We start from the raw sequence: 26,494 nt of genomic DNA, 5'->3' as shown, positions 1-26,494 counted from the left end.
ATTCCTTGGGACTTTTGGAACAAAGTCATTTTCAGCCCTTTTTACGTGCCAAAAAGCCTTGTCTGTGGCACGAAAGGGGTTGAACTCCCTGTCCCGGCGCAGCGCGGCTTGAAGCGTTAAGTCTGAAAAACCAGACTCAACTAATGCGTCTGAAAAATCAGACTAACCGCCTTTGGAGCAGCGCTTTACGAAGTCATACATTTCAGGGTATTAGCCCCTGAAGCCGCATCCGGCTTCTCGGATACGGCAACCCGCCTGGACCCGGAGCGGTTGCATCTTATCGGCAATTCATCGGAATTCTTGCATTTTGCCGTGATGGCACACGACTTGCCTATGCGGCAGGGTCGACCCGGCCTTGTCCCATTCGGTCGAACGACAACCTTTAAGGAGACAGCAGCATGGCCAAGAAGATGAAGAGCATGGACGGCAATACCGCCACCACGCACGTCGCCTACGCCTTGAGTGATACGGCGGCCATTTACCCCATCACCCCTTCGTCCACCATGGGCGAGATCGCGGACGAGTGGGCGGCCAAAGGCCTTAAAAACATCTTCGGCCAGACCGTCACCATCCGTGAAATGCAGTCCGAGGCCGGCGCGGCCGGCGCGGTCCACGGCTCCCTGGCCGCAGGCGCGTTGACCACCACCTTCACCGCCTCCCAGGGCCTGCTGCTTATGATCCCCAACATGTTCAAGATCGCCGGCGAACTGCTTCCCGGCGTCTTCCACGTGTCGGCCCGGGCCATCGCCACCCACGCCCTGTCGATTTTCGGCGACCACTCCGACGTCATGAGCGCCCGTTCCACTGGTTTTGCCATGCTGGCCTCGGCCTCGGTCCAGGAATGCATGGACCTGGCCCTGGTGTCGCACCTCTCGGCCATCGAATCGAGCGTCCCCTTTGTCCACTTTTTCGACGGCTTCCGCACCTCCCACGAGATCCAAAAAATCGAAGTCATCGACTACGAGGACATCAAGGCCCTGGTGCCCCACGAAAAAGTCGCCGCTTTCCGCGCCCGGGCCATGAACCCCGAGCATCCGGACCTGCGCGGCACGGCCCAGAACCCGGACATCTTCTTCCAGGGCCGCGAGCGCTCCAACCCTTACTATCAGGTGCTGCCCGGCATCGTGGCCGCCCAAATGGACAAGGTCGCCGCCGTCACCGGCCGCCCCTACAAGCTTTTTGACTACGTGGGCGCGCCCGACGCCGAGCGCGTCATCGTGGCCATGGGCTCGGGCTGCGAGACCATTGAGGAAGTGGTCAATTACCTGACCGCCAAGGGCGAGAAAGTCGGTCTGGTCAAGGTCCGCCTGTTTAGGCCCTTTGCCCCGGACTACCTGTTCAAGGTCATGCCGGCCTCGGCCAAGGTCGTCACCGTCCTTGACCGCTGCAAGGAGCCCGGCAGCCTCGGCGAGCCGCTCTACGAAGACATCTGCTCGGCCTACGTCGAACGCGGCGGTTCCATTCCCAAGCTCATGACCGGCCGCTATGGCTTGGGGTCCAAGGAATTCCGCCCGGGCATGGTCCAGGCGATCTTCGACAACATGGCCGCCGCCGCGCCCAAGCGCCACTTCGTGGTCGGCATCACCGACGACGTGTCCGGCCTGTCCCTGCCCTCGGCCGGCGTGCTGCCCACGGTCCCCGAAGGCACCGTGCAGTGCAAGTTCTGGGGTTTTGGCTCCGACGGCACCGTCGGCGCCAACAAGTCGGCCATCAAGATCATCGGCGACAACACCGACCTCTACGCCCAGGGCTACTTTGCCTACGACTCCAAGAAGTCCGGCGGCATCACCGTGTCGCACCTGCGCTTTGGCAAAAAGCCCATCCAGTCCACCTACCTGGTCGACGCGGCCGACTACATCGCCTGCCACAAGCCCAGCTATGTCAACACCTACGAGATCCTGGAAGGCATCAAGGACGGCGGCACCTTCGTGCTGAACTCCTCCTGGAACACCGCCGAGGAGTTGGAGAAAAACCTTCCCGGCCATATGCTTCGCACCATCGCCGCCAAGAAGATCAAGGTCTACAACATCGACGCCGTGGCCATCGGCGCCAAAGTCGGCCTGGGCGCGCGCATCAACATGATCATGCAGACGGCGTTTTTCAAGCTGGCCGGCGTGCTGCCCATCGAGGAAGCCATCAGCCTGCTCAAGGACTCCATCAATAAGACCTACGGCAACAAGGGCGAGAAAATCGTCAAGATGAACATCGACGCCGTGGACATGGCCATGGAAGGCCTAGTCGAGATCGCCGTCCCGGCCGCTTGGGCCAGCGTCGCCGACGCCCCGGCCGCCGCCATTAACGAGCCCGAGTACTTCAACAAGGTCATCCGCCCCATCCTGGCCCAAAAGGGCGACGACGTGCCGGTGTCGGCCTTTGCCGAAAACGGCTCTTTCCCGACGGCCACCGCCCAGTATGAAAAGCGCGGCGTGGCGATAAACATCCCCCACTGGATCAAGGAAAACTGCATCCAGTGCAACCAGTGCTCCTACGTGTGCCCCCACGCCACCATCCGGCCCTTCCTGGCCGACGAGGCCGAAATGGCCGGTGCGCCGGCTTCCTTCGACACCCTGCCGGCCACCGGCAAGGAGCTTAAGGGCCTGGCCTACCGCATGCAGGTCTTCCCCATGGACTGCATGGGCTGCGGCTCCTGCGCCGACGTCTGCCCGGCCAAGCAGAAGGCGCTCGTCATGAAGCCGCTGGAGACGGAGGCCGCCGATCAGGTCCCCAACCACGGCTTCGCCATGCAGCTCAAAAACAAGGGTTCGCTGGTCAAGCGCGAAAACCTTAAGGGCAGCCAGTTCTACCAGCCCCTGCTGGAGTTCTCGGGCGCTTGCGCCGGTTGCGGCGAGACCCCCTACGTCAAGCTCCTCACCCAGCTCTACGGTGAGCGCATGATGGTGGCCAACGCCACGGGTTGCTCCTCCATTTGGGGCGGCTCGGCTCCCACCGCTCCCTATGCCGTCAACGCCGACGGCCACGGCCCGGCCTGGAACAACTCCCTGTTCGAGGATGCCGCCGAATTCGGCTTTGGCTACAACATGGCGCTCGTCCAGCGTCGCCACAAACTGGCCGACAAGGTGACCGCCGCCCTGGAAGGCAGCCTCTCCGACGAACTGCGCGCCGCCATGGCCGGCTGGCTGGCCGGCAAGGACGACGCCGCCGCCTCGCGCCAGTACGGCGACCAGATGAAGTCCCTGCTCTCCGCCGCCGATCCGGTTCAGGCGTCCATCCTGGCCGACGCCGACCTCTTCACCAAGAAGTCCGTTTGGATTTTTGGCGGCGACGGTTGGGCCTACGACATCGGCTTCGGCGGCCTCGACCATGTCATCGCTTCTGGCGAGGACATCAACATCCTGGTCATGGACACCGAAGTCTACTCCAACACCGGCGGCCAGGCCTCCAAGGCCACCCCGCTGGGGGCCATCGCCAAGTTCGCCTCAGCCGGCAAGATGACCGGCAAAAAGGACTTGGCCCGCATGGCCATGACCTACGGCTACGTCTACGTGGCCTCAGTGGCCATGGGCGCGGACAAAAACCAGACCCTCAAGGCCTTCCTTGAAGCCGAAGCCCACAAGGGACCGTCCATCGTCATCGCCTACGCCCCCTGCATCAACCAGGGCATTAGAAAGGGCATGGGCAAGTCCATGGAAGAAGCCAAGCTGGCCGTGGAAACCGGCTATTGGCCGCTGTTCCGCTACAACCCCGACGCCAAGGCCGAGGGCAAGAACCCGCTGACCATCGATTCCAAGGCTCCGGCCGGCGACTTCCAGGGTTTCCTGGCTGGCGAAGTCCGCTACGCCGCCCTGGAGAAGATGCATCCCGAACTGTCCAAGAAGTACCGCGCCTCCATGGAGCAATCCTACATGGCGCGCTTCAAGCAGCTGCAATACCTGGCCGAGATGCCGGTCTTCGACGCGCCGGCCGCTGCCGGCGAGGCTGCCCATGGCGATGACCCGGCCTTTTGCGCCGCCGCTTCCACCGCCGAACACGCCCGCCCCGGCAACGGCGACCCGTGCGACGAAGGCCGTTCCGGCAAATAACGTAGCCAAGCGAGAAAAACGATGAGCAACCACCTGTCCCAGAAGTTCGAGGAAATCGTCGGCACGGGCAACGTCCTGGCCAGCGAGGTGGACCGCCACAATTACGCCTACGACGCGGCGGTCCTTCCCCCCCAGCTCCCGGCCTTGGCCGTGCGTCCGGAGACGCCCGAGGCTCTGGGACGGGTGGTTAAAACCTGCAATGAGCTCGGGCTGCCGCTGACCGTTCGCGGCTCGGGAACGAATTTAAGCGGCGGCACCATCCCCTCCGAAGGCGGGGTGGTGGTGCTGACCGGCGCGCTCAACAAGATCATTGAGATCAACGAAGCCGACATGTACGCCGTGGTCCAGACCGGCGTGGTCACGGCCAAGTTCGCCGCCGAGGTGGCCAAGCGGGGCCTTTTTTACCCGCCCGATCCGGGCAGCCAGGCCGTGTCCACCATGGGCGGCAACGTGGCCGAGAACGCCGGCGGCCTGCGCGGCCTCAAGTACGGCGTCACCAAGGACTACGTCATGGGCATGAGCTTCTATGACGTGGACGGCGAGCTGGTCAAAACCGGGTCGCGCACCGTCAAGTGCGTCACCGGCATGAACCTCCACGGCCTCATGGTCGGTTCCGAAGGCACCTTGGGCGTTTTCAACGAGATCATCTTGAAGCTCGTGCCGCCGCCCAAGGCCAGCAAGGCCATGATGGCCATCTTCGACGACCTGGGCAAAGCCTCGGAAACCGTGGCCGCCATCATCGCCGCCAAGATCGTCCCGGCGACCCTTGAGTACATGGACGACTTCACCATCAAGACCGTCGAGGACTTCGCCCACGCCGGGCTGCCCACCGACGCCAAGGCCCTGCTCTTAATCGAAGTGGACGGCCATCCGGCCCAGGTCGAGGACGAAGCCGCCGAGGTCGAGGCCATCTGCAAGCGCGTCGGCGCCACCCGCATCCAGGTGGCCAAGGACGCCGTCGAGCGCAACAAGGTCTGGGAAGCCCGCCGCGCCGCCCTATCGGCCCTGGCCCGGGTGCGCCCGACCACGGTGCTTGAGGACGCCACCGTGCCGCGCTCCAAGATCCCGGCCATGGTCGGGGCGCTGGAGAAGATCGCCGAGAAGTACAAACTGACCATCGGCACCTTCGGCCACGCCGGCGACGGCAACCTGCATCCCACCATCCTCACCGACAAGCGCGACCACGCCGAATTCACCCGGGTGGAAGCGGCCATCGACGAGATCTTCGACGTGGCCCTGTCCCTGGGCGGCACGCTGTCCGGCGAGCACGGCATCGGCATGGCCAAGTCCAAGTACATGGTCAAGGAAGTGGGCCAGGGTTCCATCATGTACGCCAAGCGCTTAAAGGCCGCCCTTGATCCCAAGAACATCCTCAATCCGGGCAAGATCACGGGGGCCTAACATGAGCGAGATGCGTCAGCTCGTTGGGCTGCTCAAACAGATCGATGACCAGCTCGTGGCCTGCATGCGCTGCGGCATGTGCCAGGCCGTGTGTCCCATCTACGCCGAGACCGGCTTGGAGGGACATGTGGCCCGGGGCAAGATCGCCCTGCTCGAATGTCTGGCCGACGAGGTCATCAAGGACCCGGCCGGAGTCAAGGAACGCCTGGACGCTTGTCTTTTGTGCGGTTCCTGCCAGGCCAACTGTCCAAGCGGCGTCAAGGCCTTGGACATCTTCTTCAAGGCCCGGGCCTTTTTGACCGGCTACTACGGCCTGCCGCCGGTCAAACGAGCCATCTTCCGGGGCCTTTTGCAAAACCCCAAGCTCTTCGACACCGTACTTGGCGTGGCCTCCAAGTTCCAGGGACTTTTCACCAAGCCGGTCAACGACATGCTGGGTTCGTCCTGCGCCCGGGTCTTCTCCGACCTCATCGGCGGCCGCCACTTCGCGCCCCTGGCCGACAAGCCGTTGCATGACGTCGCCACGCAGCGTGACACGCCGCGCGGCCACTCCGGCCTCAAGATCGCGTTTTTCTACGGCTGCGTGGTGGACAAAATGTTCCCGCGCATCGGCGAAGCGGTCCTTAAGGTCTGCGACCACCACGGCGTCGGCGTCTTCATGCCCCATGCCCAGGCCTGCTGCGGCATCCCGGCCCTGTCCTCGGGCGACCGCGAGACCTTCGAGAAGCTCGTGGCCCTCAACATGAAGGTCTTTGCCGAATCCGACTTCGACGTGCTGGTGACGCCCTGCGCCACCTGCACTTCCACCATCAAGAAAATCTGGCCCCTGATGGCCGAGGATCTGCCGGCCACGACCCGCTACCAGGTCAAGGAACTGTCGGCCAAGGTCAAGGACGTAAGCGCCTTCCTCATCCAGGACGTGGGTGTTACGCCGGCCGACGTCGCCGTTTCCGGCGAGCCGGTAACCGTGACCTACCACGATCCCTGCCACCTCAAAAAGTCCCTGGGCATCTCCGCCGAACCCCGGGCGCTGATCGGCTGCAATCCGCGCTACAAACTCCAGGAAATGGAGGGCGCGGATTCCTGCTGCGGTTCCGGCGGCAGCTTCACGCTGCAGCATTACGACCTGTCCAAACGTATCGGCAAGCGCAAGCGGGACAACATCGTGGCCACGGGCGCGGCGGTGGCGGCCACGAGCTGCCCGGCCTGCATGCTCCAGATAGGCGACATGTTGTCACAGGCCGGCGATACGCTGGCCATCAGGCATCCGGTGGAAATCTACGCGGAGACCCTGGCCGGCCGCTGATCCGGCACACAACCAACTTGGCGAGCGAGGTAGCCGAATGAGTTTGAAAGACAACATCCACGCGCTGTTCGCGCCCAAAACCGTAGCCGTCATCGGGGCCTCCGCCGCCCCGGGCAAGGTCGGCCACACGGTCGTGGCCAACATGCTGGAGGCCGGGTACAAGGGCACGCTGATCCCCGTGAACCCCAAGGCCGACGAGATCCTCGGCCTGCCGGTGACCAAGAAGATCGAGGACCTGCCCGAAGGCCTGGACATGGCCGTCATCGTCGTGCCCGTGGCCGCCGTCGTGCCGTCCATGGAAGCCCTGGCCAAGCGCAAGGTGCGCTCGGCCGTCATCATCACGGCGGGCTTCAAGGAAGTGGGCAAGGAAGGTTATGCCCTGGAACAGCGCCTGATCGAGCTGTGCACCGAGCACGAGATCGCCATGGTCGGCCCCAACTGCCTGGGGCTCATCAGCACCCATGACAATAATAACGCCTCGTTCGCCGCCGGCTACCCCGAAAAAGGCTCCATCGCGTTTTTCTCCCAGTCCGGGGCGCTGTGCACCGCCATTCTCGACTGGGCGCTGGGCGAAAACGTCGGGTTCTCCAAGTTCGTGTCCCTTGGCAACAAAGCCGTCATCAACGAAGGCAACATGCTGGAGTACCTGCGCACCGACCCCAACACCTCGGTCATTCTCGGGTACATCGAGAACGTCGAGCACGGCGCGGATTTTATTGAGCAGGCCGCCAAGGTCACCCAGGAAAAGCCGGTCATCATGATCAAGTCCGGCACCACCACCGCCGGCGCCAAGGCCGCCTCCTCCCACACCGGCGCCATCGCCGGTTCGGACCAGGCCTACACCGCCGCCTTCCGCAAGACCGGCGTCATCCGGGCCAATGACATGGCCACGCTGTTCGATCTGGCCCAGGCCTTCTCCACCCAGCCCCTGCCCGAGGGGCCGGGCCTGTGCATCGTCACCAACTCCGGCGGCCCCGGCATCCTGGCCGCCGACGCCACGGAAAAGTCCAGCCTCAACATGGCCCGGCTGTCAAATTCCACCATCGAACGCATGAAGGAATTCCTGCCGCCCTACGCGTCGCTCTACAACCCCGTCGACCTCATCGGCGACGCCCCGGCCGAGCGCTACCGCAAGACCCTGGAAGTGGTCATCGACGATCCCCAGGTCCACTCCATTCTGGTGCTGTTGACCCCCACGGCCTCGGCCGAGATCATCGAGACGGCCGAAGCCATCATTGAGGTCTCGAAAAAGACCAAAAAGCCCATCTTCGTCAACTACATGGGCGGCCAGCGCACCCGCCCCGGCCAGAAGATGCTCACCGACGCCGGCATCCCCTGCTCCATCTACCCCGAGCCGCTGATCAAGAGCATCGAGACCATGTACAACTACTACCTGTGGCGGCAGACCCCGGCCCAGGAGTACCCCGAAGTCCGGCGCAACCGCCAGAAGGCGCGGCTGGTCATCAACGAGGCCCGGTCCAAGGGCGCCACCGAAGTGGTGGAATTCCAGGCCCAGGAAGTGCTTCGCGCCTACAACCTGCCCACGCCCAACACCGGCCTAGCCCGCTCCTCGGACGAAGCCGTTGCCGCCGCCGACAAGATCGGTTACCCCGTGGTCCTCAAGATCGCCTCGCCCCAAATCTCGCACAAGTCCGACGTGGGCGGCGTCAAGGTGAACCTGGCCGACGCCGAAGCCGTGCGCAACGCCTTCTTTGACATCACGGCCCGGGCCCAGCGCATGCGGCCCGAAGCCTACATCGCCGGCTGTCTGGTCCAGGAGATGGCCCCCAAGGGCTGCAAGGAAATCATCATCGGGTTCAAGCGCGACGACCAGTTCGGGCCGCTTTTGATGTTCGGCCTGGGCGGCATTTACGTGGAAATCCTCAAGGACATCGCCTTCCGCCTAGCCCCCCTGGGCCGCGACGACGCCAAGGGCATCATCCGGGAGATCAAGTCCTACATGCTCCTTAAGGGCGTGCGCGGCGAACAGCCCGTCAACTTCCAGGCCATCGAGGACATTCTCATCACCATGTCCGAGCTGGCCCTGGATTTCCCGGAAATCGTCGAAGCCGAATTCAATCCGGTGCTGGTCAATGCCGAGAAGGCCGTGGTGGCCGACGTGCGCATCACCCTTTCCGCCTAAAACGAACCCAGGAGGAACATACCTATGATCGGTCTCTACATCGGGTCTACCCAGGGATATTCGGGCAAAAACCTCGTCACCCTGGCCCTGGGGCAGCACTTCCAGCGCGAAGGCCAGCGCGTGGGCTACATGAAGCCCATCGGCGCGGTTCCCCATAAGATCGGCAACCAGATCGGCGACGAAGACGCCTATTTCATGCAGCAGGCCCTGGGCCTGTCCGAGAATCCCTCCCTGGTGACCCCGGTGGTCATCACCCGGGACTTCCGGATGCGCGCCTTCCTGGAAGACTGCGCCAATCTGCTGCCGGGCATTGTGGACAGCTACAAGAAGCTGTCCGCCGACAAGGACCTCATGCTGGTCGGCGGCTCGGGCAGCTTCCTCTACTCCGGCAAGTACTGCGGCGTGGACGGCGTGTCCGTGTCCCAGGCCCTGGGCACCAAGGTCATCCTGGTCGACCGCTACCTCCAGGAATACAACTACGACTATCTGGCCGCCGCCAAGGAAGCCCTGGGCGACGACCTTGTCGGCGTCATCTTAAATGACGTGCCCGAGCACTTCCGCGAAGAGGCCGAGACCCTGATCGTGCCCTTCCTCAAGCGCCGGGGCGTGGACGTGCTCGGCATCGTGCCCCACGATCCCATCATGTTCGCCGTGCGCGCTTCCGACCTAGCCGTGGGCCTGGGCGGCCGCCTGGTCACCGCTCCCCCGAAAAACGACAAGCTGGTGGTCAACTTCCTCATCGGCACCATGCAGGTGGAGAACTTCGTCACCTTCTTCAAGCGCCAGAAGGACGTGGCCATCCTGTGCGGCGGCGACCGGGCCGACCTGCAGCTCGTGGCCCTGGAAGGCAACTGCTCGGCGCTCATTCTCACCGGCAACCTCTATCCCAACGACATGATCCTGGCCAAGGCCGAGGACAAGGGCGTGCCCGTCATCGTGGTGCGCGACGACACCTTCTCCGTGGCCAAGAAGATGGAACTCATGCTCACCCGGGAAAAGCTGCGCGACCGTTCGCGCATCGAGCACGGCACCAAGATCGTGCAGCAGTCCGTCAACATGGCGGTGCTGAAAAAAAACCTCGGCCTGTAAGCCGACACGGCCCTCCCGGACCCTCGTGTCCGGGTTCGGGAGGGCCTGTCCAATAGCGGTTTGGCTCGCACCCCGGCCCTTCGCGGCGACGGGATCGGGAGCGGCTGGTCAACTTTCCAACCAAAGGAGCGAGAGAACATGTCGTGGGTCCAACAGTACCAACCGCTCGGAAGCTACGGGCTTTCCGCACTCGTGGCAGGCATTCCCCTGTACATGCTGTTTTACATGCTGGCGGTCAAACGCATGGCCGGCCACAAAGCGGCTTTTGCCGCCACGCTCACCGCCGTCATCCTGGCCATCGTGGCCTGGGGAATGCCGGTGGGCCTGGCTGTTGACGCCACCCTCTACGGCGCCGCCTTCGGCCTGTTCCCCATCGTCTGGATCGTTGTCACCGCCATCTGGGTGTACAACATGACCGTCGAGTCCGGGGAATTCAACATCATCAAGAACTCCCTGGCCCAGATCACCGATGACCGCCGGCTCCAGGCCATCTTCATCGCCTTTGCCTTCGGTTCGTTTATCGAAGGCACCGCCGGTTTCGGCACCCCGGTGGCCATCACCGCCGCCATGCTGGTGGGCCTTGGGTTTAACCCGCTGTACGCCGCCGGCATCTGCCTCATCGCCAACACCGCCCCGGTCGCCTTCGGCGCCATCGGCATCCCCATCGTGGTCGCGGCCAAGGTCACCGACCTCGACATGATGAAAATCAGCGCCATCTGCGGCCGCCAGCTGCCCTTCCTGTCCATCATCGTGCCGCTGTGGCTGTCCGTCACCATGTGCGGTTTCAAGCGCACCATGGAAGTCCTGCCCGCCGTCATCATCGCCGGCGTGTGCTTCGCCGGTTCCCAGTTCCTGGTCTCCAACTACGTCGGCCCCTACCTGCCCGACATCATTTCCGCCATTGTGACCATCCTCGGTCTGGGGCTGTTCCTCAAAGTCTGGAAGCCCAAGCAGACCTGGCACTTCCCGGATGAAGCTCCGGCCGCCCAGCGCACCGTCGAGGCCCAGTTCTCCGGTGGCGAGATCTTCCGCGCCTGGCTGCCCTACATCATCCTGGCCATCATGGTCTTTTTCTGGGGCATCGATTCCTTCAAGGCCATCCTGGACAAGATCTTCATCATGAAGTTCGAGTGGCCGGGCCTGCATAATCTGGTCGTCAAAACCGCTCCCATCGTGGCCAAGGACGCGCCCTACCCGGCCGTGTTCAACGTCAATCTGCTGTCCACTCCGGGTACGGCCATCCTGTTCGCCGGCCTGCTCTCCATCATTTTCATGCCGGGCTACGGCTTCGGCAAGGGCATTGCCTGCCTTTTCCGCACCATCAAGCAGCTCAAGTGGCCCATCTGCACCATCGCCATGATCCTGGGTCTGGCCTACATCATGAACTACTCGGGCATGAGCTCCTCCATGGGCCTGGCCTTCACCGCCACGGGCGCGCTGTTCCCGTTCTTCTCGCCGATCCTCGGCTGGCTGGGCGTGTTCCTGACCGGTTCGGACACCTCCTCCAACGCCCTGTTTGGTTCGCTGCAGAAGACCACCGCCCAGCAGATCGGCGTCGATCCGCACCTGACGGTTGCCGCCAACTCCTCCGGCGGCGTCACCGGCAAGATGATCTCGCCCCAGTCCATCTCGGTGGCCACTGCGGCCTCCAACATGGTGGGCAAGGAAGGCGACATCTTCCGCTTCACCCTGCCCCACTCACTGGCCATGCTCGCTGTCGTCGCCGTGCTGACCCTGCTCCAGGCCTATGCCCTCAAGTGGATGCTGCCCTAACCTCCAACCCTTAGCGCTAGCGTCTGGTACGGCCGGCTTCGCGCGCGCGTCGCCGGCCGTATTGTTTCCGACCCCAAAGAGAGGTTCCCATGACCACCCCCAATCTGGTCGAAAAACTCACGGCGAAAGCCGGCCTGGTTTCGGCCACGGTACGCTGCGTCGCTTCCATGGACGAGGCCATGGCCTACGTCGCCGACGTCTGCGTCGGCAAACAGGCCTGCCAGATCCTGGCCTCGGGCTGCGACGCGCCGCTTTCCGGCACGGCCGAAGCCCTGTGCGAAACCAAGCAGGATAAAATCATCTGCGCCCCGGAAATGCCCGACGACGCCATGGCCGCCCTGTCGGCCCATTGCGCCGAGCGCGGCGTGAAGCTCATCACTTCCGGCATGCGCTCCCACCTCGGCGGCATCGACATCGGCCTGACCATGGCCGCCGCCGGCATCGCCGAGACCGGCACCGTGGTCATCCGTTCCACCAACGAGGAAGTGCGCCTGGCCAGTATGATCGCCGAGATCCACATCGCCGTGCTGCCCGCCTCGACCATCGTGGCCGACTCCTACGCCCTGGAGCCGGTCATGGTCGACTGGATGAGCCGGCCCGATTTCACCGCCTTCGTCACCGGCCCCAGCCGCACCGCCGACATCGAGCGCGTCCTGGCGCTGGGCGTGCACGGGCCGCTGGAACTGCACATCCTCATTTTGGAGGACAAATAGATGCAAGACGCCACCACGCTCAAAGACTACCGCAAGCAACTGCGCGAAGCCCTGGATAACGATTTCCAGCGCCAGGCCCTGGACAAGTTCGCCGTGGCCTACCGCACTTCCCGGGCCAACGCCTTTGCCGACATCGACGCCCCGGAGCTGATCGCCGAGATCGCTGCGGCCAAGGACGCCTCCATCGACCACCTGGAAGAACTCTTCGAAGAGTTCAAACGCCACGCCGAGGCCGCCGGCACCAAGGTCCACCTGGCCGCCACCGCCCACGAGGCCAACGAGATCATTGCCCGCATCGCCAAGGAAAACGACGTCAAGTCCATCGTCAAATCCAAGTCCATGACCGCCGAGGAAACCCACCTCAACCATCTCCTGGAAGCCGAGGGGTTCGAGGTCACGGAAACCGACCTGGGCGAATGGATCATCCAGCTGCGCCATGAAGGGCCTTCCCACATGGTCATGCCGGCCATTCACCTCTCGCGCTATCAGGTGGCTGACCTCTTTTCCGAGGTGACCCACAAGCAGCAGGACGTGGACATCCAAAAGCTCGTCAAGGTGGCCCGCCGGGAGCTGCGCCCGAAATTCTGCCAGGCCGACATGGGCATCTCCGGGGCCAACTTCTGCATCGCCGCCACCGGCTCCATCGGGCTTATCACCAACGAAGGCAACGCGCGCCTGGCCACCACCCTGCCCCGGGTCCATGTGGCCCTGGCCGGCATCGACAAGCTCGTGCCCACGCTGCACGACGCCCTGCGCATCATCCGCTGCCTGCCCAAAAACGCCACCGGCCAGGCCATCACCTCCTACGTGACCTGGATCACCGGGGCCGTGCCCTGCGAGACGGCCAAGGGCGGGACCAAGGTCAAGCATGTGGTCTTCGTGGACAACGGCCGTCTGGCCATGGCCCGGGACCCGGAATTCAAGCAGGTGCTGCGCTGCATCCGCTGCGGCGCCTGCGCCAACGTCTGCCCCATCTACCGGGTGGTGGGCGGCCACAAATACGGCCACGTCTACATCGGGGCCATCGGGCTGGTCGCCACCTACTTCTTCCACGGCCGGGAGAAAGCCAAAAACCTGGTCCAAAACTGCCTCAACTGCGGAGCCTGCAAGGCCGTGTGCGCCGCCGGCATCGACCTGCCGACCCTGATCAAGGAAGTCCACGCCCGCATCCAGGACGAGGAAGGGCATCCGCTGTATTCCACGGCCGTGGGTCAGGTGCTCAAAAACCGAACGCTCTTCCACACCATGCTCAAGTCCGCCCGGCTGCTGCAAAAGCCGGTCACCGGCGGCACGCCGTATCTGCGCCATCTGCCCATGTTCCTGTTCAAGGACCAGGACTTCCGCGCCCTGCCGGCCGTGGCCGACGAGGCGTTTCGGGACAAATGGGAGCGCATCAAGCCCCGGGTGGCCAACGCCAAGCTCAAGGTGGCGCTGTTCTCGGGCTGCGTGCAGGATTTCGTCTATCCCGAGCAGATGGAAGCGGCCGTGGCGGTCATCGCCTCCAAGCCGGGCGTGGCCATGGAGTATCCCATGGGCCAGTCCTGCTGCGGCTTGCCGCTGCAGATGATGGGCGAAAAGCAGGCCGGCCGGGAGCTTGCCGCCCACAACATGAACGCCATCGACGCCCAGGACTTCGACTACATCGTGACGATGTGCGCCTCCTGCGCCTCCTACCTCAAGCACGGCTACAAGCGCCTTTTCGCCGACGATCCGGCAATGGCCTACAAGGCCGCCCAGTTCGCCCACCGGGTCATCGACTTCAGCTCCTTTGTCCGCGACGTGCTGGGCATCACCGACGAGTCCTTCACCGGGCCGAGCAAGAAGGTGACCTACCATGCCCCCTGCCACCTGTGCCGGGGCCTGGGCGTCACCGAAGCGCCGCGCGCGCTTCTCGGCGAAGCCGGGCTGGAATACGTGCCGGCCACCGAGGAAGACGTGTGCTGCGGCTTTGGCGGCACCTTCTCGGTGAAGTTCCCGGAACTGTCGCGGGAACTGCTCGGCAAGAAGCTCGCCAATTTGAAGGCCACCGGCGCGGCCGCCATGGCCACGGATTGCCCGGGCTGCATTATGCAGATTCGCGGCGGCTTCGAGGCGGAAAAGACGCCCTTCGAAGTGCGCCACGTGGCCGAGTACCTGGCCGAGCGCCTCAAGCGCAAATAGCTGCCTGACCGACGACCACGCTCCCAAGGCCGCGACGCCCGTCGCGGCCTTTTTTATGCTCCGCCCAGGACAGCCCGGGTAGGCTACATTGGCGGGCCAGGCAAAGCCTGTTGGTGGGCATGGTGCTGACCTCGACGATGGACCAGCCGGCCGGGACATAAAAAACGCCCGCAGGCGTCTTCACCTGCGGGCGTTAAAAAAAGCGGTTGGCACAAATGCCTAGGACGCCGGGTAAGGCCGGCCGGCCGGCCAGTCGGGGGAAACAAAGGTCCCGGACTTGCCGCCGGACTTGAACAGGAGCTTGGCCTGGCTCACGACGATGTCTTTCTGCACGGCCTTGCACATGTCGTAGATGGTCAGCGCCGCGACCATGGCGGCGGTCAGCGCCTCCATCTCCACGCCGGTTTCGGCCACGGTGGAGGCTTCGGCCTCCACGCGCACCACGGCGGCGGCCTGATCCACGTCGAACCGGACGTCGGCATGGGCCAGGGGCAGCGGATGGCACAACGGGATGAGGTCGGCGGTGCGCTTGGCGGCCATGATGCCGGCGATCTTGGCGGTGTTGAGGGCGTCGCCCTTGGGCAGGGCGGCCGTGGCCAAAAGCGCCATGGTGGCCGGGGACAAATGCACTTCGCAGGCAGCCACGGCCAGCCGGCGGGTCTTGGTCTTGCCGCCGACATCCACCATGCGGGCCGCGCCGTCGGCGTCGAGATGAGTAAAACTATCGCTCATGGCCGGCCTACTGGAACTCCGGCACTTTGACCTTGCGGTCAATGCGCTTGGCGGCCGTGGCGTCTTCCTTGGCCTTGGCCTCGTCGCCGAGCTTCATGTAGAGCATGGCCCGGTTGCCCAGGGCCTCGGCCATCTTGGCGTCGAGCTCAATGGCCTTGGAGTAGTCGGCCAGGGCCTTTTGCAGGTCGCTTTTAGCTTCCTGGCACATGCCGCGCAGGTTGAAGGCGCTGGCCAGGTTTTTCACGTCGCCGCCGGCGCCGGAATCGATGATGCGGGTGAAGGCGGCGATGGCCGTGTCCATATCGCCTTTGTTGGCGGCCGTAATGCCCTGGCGGTAGTCGTCAGTGGGGCCGGCCACGGCAGCGCCGGGCAAAGCCAGGATCAAAGCCAGCGCCATGACGGCGCAACGCACGCGTTTGCCCATGTCAGTTCCCCATGGCCTCTTTGGCCTTGCGAAAGAAGCTTTTGACTTTTTTCATAGGCTTTTGCTCGTCGAGTTCCTCGAATTCGCGCAAAAGCTCTTCCTGCTTCTTGGTCAGCCCACGGGGCGTGACCACGGTCACGTGGACGAGCAGATCGCCCTTGCGGGTCGATCCCGGAATGGGCAGGCCAAGGCCGCGCAGGGAAAACACCTCGCCGCTCTGGGTGCCCTTGGGGATCTCCATGGTCTCATCGCCATCCAGGGTCGGCACCTCGATCTTGTGGCCGAGCGCGGCCTGCACAAAGGTGATTTCCTGGCGGTACACGAGATCCTGCCCCTGGCGCTCGAAAACCTTGTCGACCTCGACATGGAGAATGACGTAGAGATCGCCCGGGGGGCCGCCGTGCAGGCCGGGATCGCCCTCACCGCGAAGGCGCAGGCGGCTGCCGTCGTCAACGCCGGCCGGCACGCGGACTTTGAGCTCGCGGGTCTGGCGGGTGATGCCCCGTCCCCGGCACTCCTTGCAGGGCGTGGCAATGACGCGCCCTTCGCCCCGGCAGGACGGACAGCTGACGGCGATGCGGAAAAAGCCCTGGCTCTGAACCACCTGGCCCGAGCCGCCGCAGTGCCGGCAGGTTTCGGCCGAGGTGCCGGGTTCGGCCCCGGAACCGTTGCAGACGTGGCACTGGACATTTTTGGGGATCTTGAGCGTGACTTCCGTCCCCCTGGCCGCGTCGCGGAAGGAGACGTTCAAGTCATAGCGCAGGTCGTTGCCGGCCTGGGGGCGCGGCCCACGCGAGGCGCGGCCGCTGAACCCGAAAAATTCCCCGAAAATATCGGAAAAGGCGCTGAAGACGTCGTCGGTGGTGCCGAAACCGCCGAACCCGTTGCCGCCCAGGCCCTCGTGGCCGAAGCGGTCGTAGCGCGCCCGGTTTTCAGGGTTGCGCAACACCTCGTAGGCCTCGGCCGCTTCCTTGAACTTGGATTCGGCTTCAGGATCATCAGGGTTGCGGTCGGGGTGGAACTGGAAAGCCTGCTGGCGGTAGGCCTTCTTGATGGTCTCGTCGTCGGCGTCGCGGGCGACGCCCAGCACTTCGTAATAATCCCGGGGCATTGTTTTTATCTATTTGGTTTCAGGAAGAAACACGCCGGCTTCCTCAATGGAATCGGCCGGCATCACCTCGCCGGCGGCGATTTCGCGCAGGGCGGTGACGACTTCCTTGTTCTTGCACTCCACCAGCGGATCGTAGCCTTCGCGGTACTGATGCACCCGCTTGATGGCCATCTGGACGATGAGGAAACGGTTGTTGATCTTTTCCAGGCAATCTTCGACGGTAATGCGCGCCATGCGGTTCTCCTTGCGTCGGATCGGTAGGCGTCTCGCCGGTGCGCCTTGGCGCTACCTTGGTAAGACGTATTCTTGCCCCGTCAAGGGGCGACGTGCCCGGGCCGGCCGGATAGGCCGGGCTGGCGGGCCGGGATAGTCCAACGCGAAACCGAAGTTTTTAGACAAAAACCTTCATCCCCGTCAAGAGGCTTCTGCTCGGACAGCGCCGCACCCCTGCCTGGAGCCCCCTGAAGCAACATGGAATCCGTCGGCAGGCTTTGCACAGCATAGGGCGAAACACCATATGCGCTTTTCGCGGACGCGACACCAGGCCGCTTCCCGCGTCCCTTCCCAGGCACGACGCTAATAGGCCAGTTTCCCCAGCGACTTGAGGATCAGCGTCGCGCCCATGGCGAACATGCCCATGAGCCCCATGCCGCAGGAAAAGCCGGCCAGGAGCACGGGGGCGTATTGCCGCCAGCGCGCGCCGTAGAGCTTGAGAAAATAGTACCGCCCCACCAGCGCCCCCACCACTTCCAAAATAAGCCCGTGGGGCACGCTTTGCCCCAGGCCCCGCACGATGCCGTAGACCAGCAGCACCGGCAGCCCGAAGATCATAAGCAGCATATAGACGACAAGCCCCAGCCCCAGGCCGGCGGTGACGTACCAGCCGTTTAGGGCCTGGAAGAACAGCGAATTGCCCTCCAGGGTCGAGGTCTGCATGAGCAGCGTGTTGAGCGCCTGAAGATGCCACAACTCCTGGGCATAGGGGTAGCTGGCCGAGGGGATGGGAGCCAGCTGCCAGATGAACTGGGAAAACAGCAGGCTGGCCACCATGACCACCGGAAAGACCACGATCTCGGCCTTGATGATGCCGCGAAGGCTGGTGCCGGTGAGTTCGATCTCGCGGAAATCCACCGTCGCCTTGCCGTAGTTGTGGATGGGGATGGGCGCGTACCAGATTTCGATGCCCTGGTAGCCGAAAAAGCGCGCCCCGGCGATGAAGCTGGCCTCGCGCACCAAGGGCAGGCTCACGAATTGGCCGGCGATGCCTTCCATGCGGGCGGTGATATAGGAAATAAGCGGCGTGTAGATGAAGCCGTACAGGACGAAGAACAGCCACGGGAACTGGGGCACCAGCCACAGGCACAGCCCGATGTAGGCCAGGGTGGAGAAGACGTAGATGGCGATGGAGACCCAGAAGTTGATGTCGCCCCGGGCCTTGTTGGTGTCAAAAAGCGCCTTGTAGGCCGCGCCCCCGACGCCTCCCTGGCGCAGGGACCTGATCACCTGCCAGATGCCGATGGCGCCGATGGCCAGCCCCAGGCCGATGCCGAAGGACATGTAGAAATCGAAGTTGTTGGCGAACACCGTGTCCACCGTGCCCATGCCCTGCCGCCAGCGGTGCAGGATGCCGTGGGAATAGAGGATGGGGTTGGCCACGATGGTGATGACAAGCCCCACCAGCCCGCCGATGACGGCCCAAAACGGCAGCACCATGCCGGTGAAGACCAGCCCCAGGTCGAACTGGATGCCGGTGGCCACGGCCGGCAGCCAGGCTTCGGTGTTGCGGGTGAAATCGGCCCAGGGAATGGGAATAAGCCGCACGGGTTCGGTGAAGACCAGCCCCGAGACCACCGGGAAGAGCACATAGATGGCCCCGAAGGCCAAGCCGATCATGCCGCCGATGGAAAAAACGCGCCATTTCCAACCGGTTTTGCGGTCCTCGGTGGACTCGGCCAGGGCCATGGTGCCAAGCGCGCCCACCGGGGCCATGGGAAAGGGCAGCTTTTCCACGTCGGAAGTGACGCGATAAAGAGCGTAGCCCAGGCCGAAGTGGTCGATGCGCTGGACGATCTGCGAGCCGACCAGCAGCAGGATGGGCACCAGCCAGTCGCGGTGCAGGAACGTGCGGGCTAAAAGCGAATCCGAGTCCGGCCCCGGGGCCACCCATAGCGGGATGAGGTCGGTGAGGCCCAGCATCTTGGCCGCGTCGGACTGGACGAGGTACTGGTTCCACAAAAGCCCGTGGAACGGCGAGGCCATGGCCGCGCCGGCCATGTAATAGAGCAGGAAGATTTCCTGCTGCTTGAGTTCAGTGTAGGCGCGCTTGGCGATCTCGGCAAAGAGAATGATGGTCACCCAGCGGGCGGCCGGCCCGATGCCCGAGCCGATGACGAGCTGCAAGTACATGCTGCCCGGCATCATGAGGAAGCCGATGAAGACCGCGCCGACGATGGTCTTCCAGTCGAAGCCCTCTTCGAAGCGCGTGGGGGTCGGGAGCAGGTCCCGGTATTCGGCTAATTCCTTGTCGTCGTACATCGGGCTTCCTGGTGTCCTGTCCTTATGTCTTCCTGACGGCGTTTGGCTGGCCGAGGCAAGCCCTCGAACAGCGTCAGGGCCTCTACCGCACCATCCAGTGTCTTCCGATCAATTCGGCAGCACCAGATAACTTTGTCCCGTCCACAAGCCGATGACGGCAAAGATGCCGCCCATGAGAAAATCGCCGAGAATAAGGCCGATAAACAGCAGCCGCACGCGCTTTAACAGCGCGATGCCGCCGTAGCGCAAGGTCAGCTGGTTGCACAGCCAGCCGACGAAAAAAGAAAACCACAAGATCCGCATGGCCGAGCTGTACATGGTGAGAAAGCCCAGCGGATGGATGGGCCACCAGTAGAAGTGCTGGTAGGCGATGACCAGCCCCAGCATCACGACCGCGCCGGCGGCGGCAAAGCCGATGACCGCCGCGTTGGAGCCTGTCGGCGCTTCGATGAGGCGCTGGACGTTTTCATAGACCGTGCTCACGGTCTGGGTCTCCCAGTCCACTTGCAGATCGCGCAGGCCGTACTTGTGGCACACGGCCAGCATGGCCAGAAACGATACGGCCACGGCGGCGGCGATGCCAAGGACAATGGCGGCCAGATAAAGCTTTTTCGGCCCCCGCCGCTCGCCGACCTTGGCGGCGTGGAACAGCGACGGCAAGAGCGACTCGCGCAGATCGACAAACAGCATCTTCTGCATGACGGCGGCCATGAGCAGCGACAGCCGGCTGAAGATGCCGGCCCCGAAAAAGGCGATCAAGCCATCGGTCGGCGCGGCGGTCAGGGTGAAATAGGCGATGCCGCCCTGGCAGATGATGCGGCTGGCCACCAGCATGACCATGAAAAACGCGCCCATGAGCAGGGTGGCCTGGAAAAGCGGCATGCCAAACGAGGCGCTCCAGGCGACAAGCGCCCCGCCGCCAAGCACCAGCCCCCACAACGAGGCCGGCGCGCCCACCCATTCGGCCTCGTCCGGGCCGCGAAACCGGAAACGCAAGGCGTCCCGGGCGGTCTCCAGCAGATGGTGGCGGGCCAGCCACAGGAGAAAACAGAAAAAGACGCCGTACGCCCCGATCATTTGCGTCTCTTCGGGCGAGGTCAGAGTCGGCCCGAAGGTGACGCCCAGGGCGGCGGCCGGAATGTGCTGGCCGATGAGATCAAACACGCCATAGACCAGCCCGCCGAGCAGGAAAAACAGCCAAAAGCTCAAGGAAATCTGACGGGCGGTCAGGAAGGCGAAGCCGATGAAGGCTGGGTAGAAGTAGATCTTGAGCTTGGTGAAGCCCGAAAAGAGGCCCGTTTTGGGGAAGTACGGTCCGGCCAGGATGAGCGTGGGAATCTGCGGCACGGACGGGTCGTAGAAGGCGATGCCGTTTATGGTGTGCAGGCCGACGCTAAGAAATAGGCCGCACAGCAGGAACCGGTCGGCCAAAAGCGCGCCCAGGCCGCCGCCGTCCACGGACTGGGCCAGGGTCTCGGGCAGGCGTAGCATGGGGAAATTCATGCGCTCGTTGGAGACCCACTGTTTGGCGAAGAGGTTGGTCAGGCACAGGAGCACGAAATAGCACAGGCCGATGAAGACGGCCCAGGTGGCCAGGGGCCCCGCCCAGGCCTGCCAGGGCACGGCCGCCAGCACGGCCCCCCAGCCCATGGTATAGCCGCCGGGTAGGCCGTTATAGAGAGTCTCCACGGCTTCCGGATCGGCCGGATACCAACCCTTGGGCAGGATCGGCCCAAATACCGCCTGCCACTGGTTGCCCTCGGTGGCGAAATGCAGCGGCGCGGTGAGGTTTATAAAGAAAGTGCGGGCCAGGCCGGTGTGGGCCACGCCCGAAACCACCACCATGAGCATCCAGCAGATGAGCAGGTCCGTGCCGGAAAGGGGCGAGCGGCCCCGAAAGAGCTTGCCCAAGCCGGCGGCCAGGAGAGTCAGCCAGGCCAGCAGGAAAAACGGAGCCAGGGGAAAATGGCCGCCGCCCAGGGGCGTGGCTCCGAGGTAGAGGTTATTAAGCGGCGTGACCGCGCAGACCACAAGCCCCAGGCACAGCCCCAGGACCACGCCCCGGGTCCGAATGGCTCCGGCGGCGATCATGCCCTGCCCTCCCCGGCCGGGGCGTCGCCGCGCAGGCGCGCGCCGTAGCCGGCGATGACCTTGTCCTCATAGGAAGTCCGCGTGGCTTCCTCCAGGGAGCGCCAGACCAGGAGCTGCTTGCGCAGGTCGTTCAAAAAGCCCTTGGAGAGCCGCTTCCACATGCCGGCCTCGCCGGCGACGCGCGTCAGTTCCACGTCGATTTCCATATAACCCGGGGTATCCTTGGCCGGCGTGAAGATAAGGGACATGGTCTGCTTGATGCCGAAATCGAACGGCGCGAGCCAGACCGTGCCGGTCAGGCGCATACAGGCCCGCAAATCGCAGAATTCGGGATGGGCCTCCTTGGGGTGGGCCGGCGCGCCGGGCAGGTCCCAGGGGCATTCAAAGGCATAGTCCACGTCGGCCGTGGCGAAAAGGCCATGGGAGACGTCCTGGTGCGACTGGTAATAGTCCAGCAGGAACCCGCCGGCGCACTCCTGTTCGCGCACCTTGACCAGAAAGGGCAGGCGCGCGGCAATGACGCCGTTTACCGGTTCGGGCAGCGTCCAGGAACGGTTGACGTCGGGGATGGCGATCTGGCCGGCCACCCGGGAAGGATAGATGACCGACAGGAGCACCACGGCGATGACCAGCAACATGGCGGCCACGCCGGCCGTGGACGAGTAGTTGGCGGTCATGCCGGCCCATAGCGAGGTGCCGGACAAGAGGCCTGCCGTGGTCTGGGCCAGCAGGTAGCCTAGCACCACGCTGATGACGGCAAAGGCCAGGGCCTCAGCGATGAAAAGAAACGAGACATGGGACGGAGCCAGGCCCACGGCGGTGTAGACGCCGATCTCGCGTTTGCGCTCATAGACCGCGCCGATCATGGTATTAAGCACGATAAGCACGGAGATGATCAAGGGAATGAGGATGTTGGGTACGCCGGCATAACCCAGGGAATCGCCGGCATGGTAGAGGTACACGCCATCATCCTGGCCAGAAAAGACGGCCAGACCGAAGCGGTCGGCCAGCCGCCCGGCCCGGGCGGCGTTGTCCTGGGCCGCCGTCGTCGCGACGCCCGGGGCGTCGGCCGGCGGGGCTACCACCACGGACTTGAGCTGGCCGCCAAGGCCCATGAGCGTCCCGTAGGGCAGGATGACGACCAGATCGTCGTCGATGTGCTGGTAACGGCTTTGCAGGGTTTTGACGTCCTCGCCGGACTCGGCCGCCTCTTTCTCGGCCTCGCTGGCCTCCTTGGAGGCTTCGGACGGGAAGACGACCGGGGTGAGCGGTTCGCCGTCCAGGTCGGGCCGCTCTTCCAGGGCGTTTTTGCGGAACAGTCCGGCCACGCGGAATCCCCGACCAAAAAGCGACACCTGATCGCCCGGGGCCACGCCCAGGCGCTCGGCCATGGGCCTTGGCAGGATCACGGCGTCGTCCTCGCCCGGGGCGAACCAGCGGCCGTCGGTCAGCATGTCGGCCACGCGGCCAAGGCGGGCTTCGTCGGCGGACAGGCCCATGACGCCCTGGACGGCCTCGCCGCGCTCCCCGGCCCGGATGCGGGTGACCGGGGCCACGGTCTTTTCGGGCAGCTCCAGCCAGGCCAGGGGAGCCACGACATCGCTAGCGCCATACGCGTCGCGCAGAACGGCCAGGGACTCGGGGGGCAGGCTGTGCCAGCCGATGTTTTTGAGCAGCACGCCACGGTAGGCGGCGACATCCGAAAGCTTGGCCGCGCCCTCGTCCCGGGTGGACTTGACGCTGGTGAAGCTCATGATGGTGAAGGTGAGGATGATAAGCGTGAGGCAAGTCAGGGCCGTGCGAATCTTGCGACGGCGCAGGTTGCTCACGCCAATGACGAAGGCGGCGGCAAAGGCGCGCATCCCGCCGATCTCGGTGGCCTTGACGTGGGAGGCCCGGCGCTGGAGCGCCGTCATCTCGCGTTCGAAACGCAGTAAGATAATGGCCGCCACCATGACCGACAGACCGAGAATGAAAAAGGCGATGATGACGACCAGCGGACTGTACGTGAGCTTGAAGGCCGGATGCACGGCGTAGACCACGGCGATGACCGCAGTGAGGACGCCCAGGAAGGCCGCGATGCGCTTGTGGATGTCGGCGTAATTGAAGACCACCCGCTCCACGCAGTAGGCAAAGGGGATAAACAGCGCAATGTAGAACAGCACGCCGATAAGCACGTCGCGCTGGGTCTTTTCCACGTCGTTGTAGACGCGAACGGCCAGAGCCCAGCTGGACCTGGCGGCCGTGACCATGGCGTCGAAGCGCCCGGCCTCCTCGGCGGCCAGAGCCTGGGCATACAGGGCGCGCCCCTGGTCGGTGAGATCGCGGATGCGCTCGCTGACGATGCCGTGGGCTTCGAGATTGGCGATGCGCGGGCCGACCAGCGACCACATGTCGCGCGCGCCAAGCAGCTCCGTGGCCGGCAGGATGGGCCAGGCGTCCACGGGATAGCCCACGCCGGTGGGATGGGCGGCGTCGGCATTGAGGAGCAGGAGCTTTCGGGCCAGCACGGTGTCGGAGAGGATGCACTTAAAGGGCGTGCCGGGTTCGAGGAAGATGGAAAGCAGCGTGGAATCGAGGGTGTCCAGGCGCGAGAACCAGGAGCGCAGGGGCGGGGCCTCGCGCCGGGCGTCGAGCAGCTCGATGCGGGTGAAATAGCGAAACGACCGGGGATCGAAGGCGGAAAACAGCGTGGTCTGCTCGCAACCGAACATGATGAGGTCGGTTTCCATGGCGTTGCGATTCATCTTGACGCGGTAGGCGTCCTTGCCGGTCTGCTTTTTGTCCACGGCCCAGATGGCCGAGCCGGTGTCCGGGTCAAACCGGAAACCTTCAACCACGGCCTTGTCGAGAACATGCTTCTTGTTGGCCAAGCCGTTTACCCGAAACTGTCCCCGGGCGTCGGTCATGGCGTAGAACCGGGTCTTGCCCTGGTAGACGCACACCACCGTGCCGGGGGCCGGCCGGTCAGGGAACAGCTCGCCCTGGCGGATGAAGTTGACCCGGCCGGTCAGGGTCGAAAAGACGTTTCGCGGGCGTTTCTCGCCGGCCTCGAAACCGGGAGAGGCCATGGCCGCGACCATGGTCGTGACGAAACGTCCCTGCTTGTCCAGGGCCGCGTAATCCACCCGGGCCGGCAGATCGCCGGGCGTGCCCCAGGCCAGCCTGGCGTCGCCGACAGTGGCCAGGGTGAAGCCCAGCACGCCGGCCATATTGCCGAATTCGCCGCCGAGGACAGGCCGGTCCGGGAGCAGGCCCTGCCAGGGGTTCTGGCGGTCGTCGCGCATGCCGTCGCGGTAGTAGCCGGCCGGCAGGCCGACGTCTTTGGCGGCGGCCTCGGCGGCGGCGGACAGCGACCGGTTGAGGCGGCCGTAGGCCTGGGCCGGGTTGACGTCGGGCTTGACCTCGAAGCCGAAGCCTTCGCAAAAGCTGCCCACGCCTTCGCCGTGGCTGGAAAGATAGAGCGAGGCCTGGGCCGTGACGTCGCGGTCGCCGACAAGCTTTCGCAGCTCCCGGGCGCTTTCGATGCAGCCGGCCTCGGCCTCGGCTCCGGCCCGGTCGCGGGCCAGCCGTTCCCGGGCGGCCGGGGCCAGGGCCAGGAGCATCTCGGCCTCGGCCGGGGGCAAGGCGGTCAAATCCTCGCGCCACATGATGCGCCGCAGGCCGGCCCGACGCTCGGCCAGGGCGGCGATGGCGGCCTCGTCACGAGCCTGCCCGGCCAGACGCAGGCGCATGAGCCGGGTGGTGACGACATCGACTTCGTCCTTGAGCGTCTCCAAGAGCGCCTCGCGCACGCCAGGATCGGCCAGGGCGGCCTTGGCCGCTTCGCCGCCGGAGGCGGCCTCCTCCAGGGCCTTGACCACGCCCTCGGCCTTGCGGGCGGACTCCTTGAGGTCGCGGGCCTGGGTGCGCAGATCCTTGCCCTTGCCGCGAAGGGCCCCGAAAAATTCCCGCAGCCCGGCCATGGCCTGGCCCCGGCCGGAGGTGGCGACCAAAAGCGTCGGCCGGGCCGGCGGATGGGCGGCGAACTCCCGGGCCAGACGCAGCAGCGCGGCCAGGGAGGCGGCCTCGTCGGCTCCCGGAGCGCGGCCCGGGGCATAGGCGGCGGCGTCGTAGGCAGCGTCGACGACCAGCAACTGGCCGGCCAGGGCCGGATCAGCGCCGGGGAAAAACACATGGACGTTGTCGGCCACCACCGGCTCCCAGCCGGCCTTGGCGGCCAACGTGGCGGTCGGGCCGCCGGGTCTGCCTTTGAGGGCCTTGTAGTCGCCGAAAAGCTCCCGGGCCTTGGCGGCCGAAAGCAGAAAACGCGGAAAGCGCACCGGGGTCAGCTCGAACTTGTCGCGGTAAACGCCGGCCCCGGCCGGATCGTCCGGCGGGCTGTCGTCGATGTAAATAAGCGCCCTGGCTCCGAGCTGGGCAGCAGCCTGCCAGTTGCGGCCGCTGTCCAGATCCATGAGCACGATGGCGTCCTTGGGGACCGTGCCGTCAAAATCGCGGTAGCCGCCGGCCCCGGCGTAGACCACCGGCCCGGTGAGGCCGTCCGGCGGCACGGAACCGGGGGTGAAGGCATTAAGGGCCAGGGGCGAAACGTCGGCCCGTCCCCCGCCGTCCACGGCCAGACTGGCCGGGCCATGGAGCATGGCCGGGGCGCGGTAGGACAGCCGCCCTGTCTCGCCGGCCTCCAGCCCCTTGAAAAAGGCTTCCACGGCGTCGGCGGCCAGCCGCCCGCCGGGCGTGCCCAGGGACCGGTCGCCAAGGCCGGCCAGGGACGCGATGACGACCCGGTCCAACTCGGCCGCCTCGGCGGCCAGCCAGGCTTCGGCCATGGCCGCGCCCTTGGCGTCCGGGGCGGCCTTCTTGGCGCGCTTGGCCTCGGCCGGACCAGCGGCAAGCAGGAACACAGCCGCCAGCAGCCACAGCCAGGCCCAGGGACGAACCGACGCGCCCGAAAAGAAACGGGAAGTCGCCATGGA

15 protein-coding genes are annotated in these 26,494 nt (G+C 64.8%); 8 read left to right on the top strand and 7 right to left on the bottom strand.

The annotated features are described in order from the left end of the window. Window positions 1–398 precede the first annotated feature (398 nt). The 8 genes from nifJ (at window position 399) to ldhH (ending at window position 14,625) form a co-directional block, all read left to right on the top strand. Window positions 399–4,040: a pyruvate:ferredoxin (flavodoxin) oxidoreductase gene (gene nifJ / locus C3Y92_RS09700; protein WP_129352037.1), complete on the top strand. Its 3,642-nt coding sequence runs from the start codon at window positions 399–401 to the stop codon at window positions 4,038–4,040. Window positions 4,041–4,061: 21 nt separating this feature from the next. After that, window positions 4,062–5,441 (top strand): FAD-binding oxidoreductase, encoded by a 1,380-nt coding sequence (locus C3Y92_RS09695; protein WP_129352035.1) that lies wholly within the window; start codon window positions 4,062–4,064, stop codon window positions 5,439–5,441. A gap of 1 nt (window position 5,442) precedes the next feature. Further along, window positions 5,443–6,747: a (Fe-S)-binding protein gene (locus C3Y92_RS09690; protein ID WP_129352033.1), complete on the top strand. Its 1,305-nt coding sequence runs from the start codon at window positions 5,443–5,445 to the stop codon at window positions 6,745–6,747. 37 nt (window positions 6,748–6,784) lie between these two features. Further along, window positions 6,785–8,890, top strand: coding sequence for an acetate--CoA ligase alpha subunit (acs, locus tag C3Y92_RS09685; RefSeq protein ID WP_015860686.1), 2,106 nt, complete (start codon window positions 6,785–6,787; stop codon window positions 8,888–8,890). A 24-nt stretch (window positions 8,891–8,914) separates the two neighbouring features. Further along, a complete protein-coding gene (locus tag C3Y92_RS09680; RefSeq protein ID WP_129352031.1) occupies window positions 8,915–9,979 on the top strand; it encodes a phosphotransacetylase family protein in 1,065 nt (354 codons plus the stop codon). A 138-nt stretch (window positions 9,980–10,117) separates the two neighbouring features. Beyond that, a complete protein-coding gene (locus C3Y92_RS09675) occupies window positions 10,118–11,752 on the top strand; it encodes an L-lactate permease (RefSeq protein ID WP_129352029.1) in 1,635 nt (544 codons plus the stop codon). Window positions 11,753–11,841: 89 nt separating this feature from the next. Continuing rightward, window positions 11,842–12,465, top strand: a complete 624-nt coding sequence (locus tag C3Y92_RS09670) for a LutC/YkgG family protein (RefSeq protein WP_129352027.1) — start codon at window positions 11,842–11,844, stop codon at window positions 12,463–12,465. Continuing rightward, window positions 12,466–14,625, top strand: a complete 2,160-nt coding sequence (gene ldhH, locus C3Y92_RS09665; protein WP_129352025.1) for an L-lactate dehydrogenase (quinone) large subunit LdhH — start codon at window positions 12,466–12,468, stop codon at window positions 14,623–14,625. 219 nt (window positions 14,626–14,844) lie between these two features. On the opposite strand, the gene moaC is transcribed toward ldhH, so the two are convergent. The 7 genes from moaC to C3Y92_RS09630 all read right to left on the bottom strand — a co-directional run bounded on the left by moaC (window position 14,845) and on the right by C3Y92_RS09630 (window position 26,491). Beyond that, window positions 14,845–15,357: a cyclic pyranopterin monophosphate synthase MoaC gene (moaC, locus tag C3Y92_RS09660; RefSeq protein ID WP_129352023.1), complete on the bottom strand. Its 513-nt coding sequence runs from the start codon at window positions 15,355–15,357 to the stop codon at window positions 14,845–14,847. Between the two features lie 7 nt (window positions 15,358–15,364). Beyond that, on the bottom strand, window positions 15,365–15,781 hold the full coding sequence (locus C3Y92_RS09655) for a tetratricopeptide repeat protein (protein WP_129352021.1): 417 nt from the start codon (window positions 15,779–15,781) through the stop codon (window positions 15,365–15,367). Window position 15,782: 1 nt separating this feature from the next. Continuing rightward, the gene (gene dnaJ / locus C3Y92_RS09650; RefSeq protein WP_129352019.1) at window positions 15,783–16,892 is read right to left on the bottom strand and encodes a molecular chaperone DnaJ; all 1,110 of its coding nucleotides are present in this window, start codon (window positions 16,890–16,892) and stop codon (window positions 15,783–15,785) included. 9 nt (window positions 16,893–16,901) lie between these two features. Beyond that, window positions 16,902–17,126 (bottom strand): DNA-directed RNA polymerase subunit omega, encoded by a 225-nt coding sequence (gene rpoZ / locus C3Y92_RS09645; protein ID WP_129352017.1) that lies wholly within the window; start codon window positions 17,124–17,126, stop codon window positions 16,902–16,904. Between the two features lie 342 nt (window positions 17,127–17,468). Continuing rightward, the gene (locus C3Y92_RS09640) at window positions 17,469–19,427 is read right to left on the bottom strand and encodes an OPT family oligopeptide transporter (RefSeq protein ID WP_129352015.1); all 1,959 of its coding nucleotides are present in this window, start codon (window positions 19,425–19,427) and stop codon (window positions 17,469–17,471) included. A gap of 108 nt (window positions 19,428–19,535) precedes the next feature. Further along, a complete protein-coding gene (locus tag C3Y92_RS09635) occupies window positions 19,536–21,518 on the bottom strand; it encodes a DUF6785 family protein (protein WP_129352013.1) in 1,983 nt (660 codons plus the stop codon). Continuing rightward, a complete protein-coding gene (locus C3Y92_RS09630; RefSeq protein WP_129352011.1) occupies window positions 21,515–26,491 on the bottom strand; it encodes an FtsX-like permease family protein in 4,977 nt (1,658 codons plus the stop codon). The genes C3Y92_RS09635 and C3Y92_RS09630 overlap by 4 nt, the downstream gene beginning before the upstream one ends. Window positions 26,492–26,494: the final 3 nt, after the last annotated feature.

The sequence above is a fragment of the Solidesulfovibrio carbinolicus genome, assembly GCF_004135975.1.
GTDB classification, from domain to species: Bacteria; Desulfobacterota; Desulfovibrionia; order Desulfovibrionales; family Desulfovibrionaceae; genus Solidesulfovibrio; species Solidesulfovibrio carbinolicus.
Note: the sequence above shows the minus strand (reverse complement) of the source record. Positions and strands in the feature narration are given on the sequence as shown.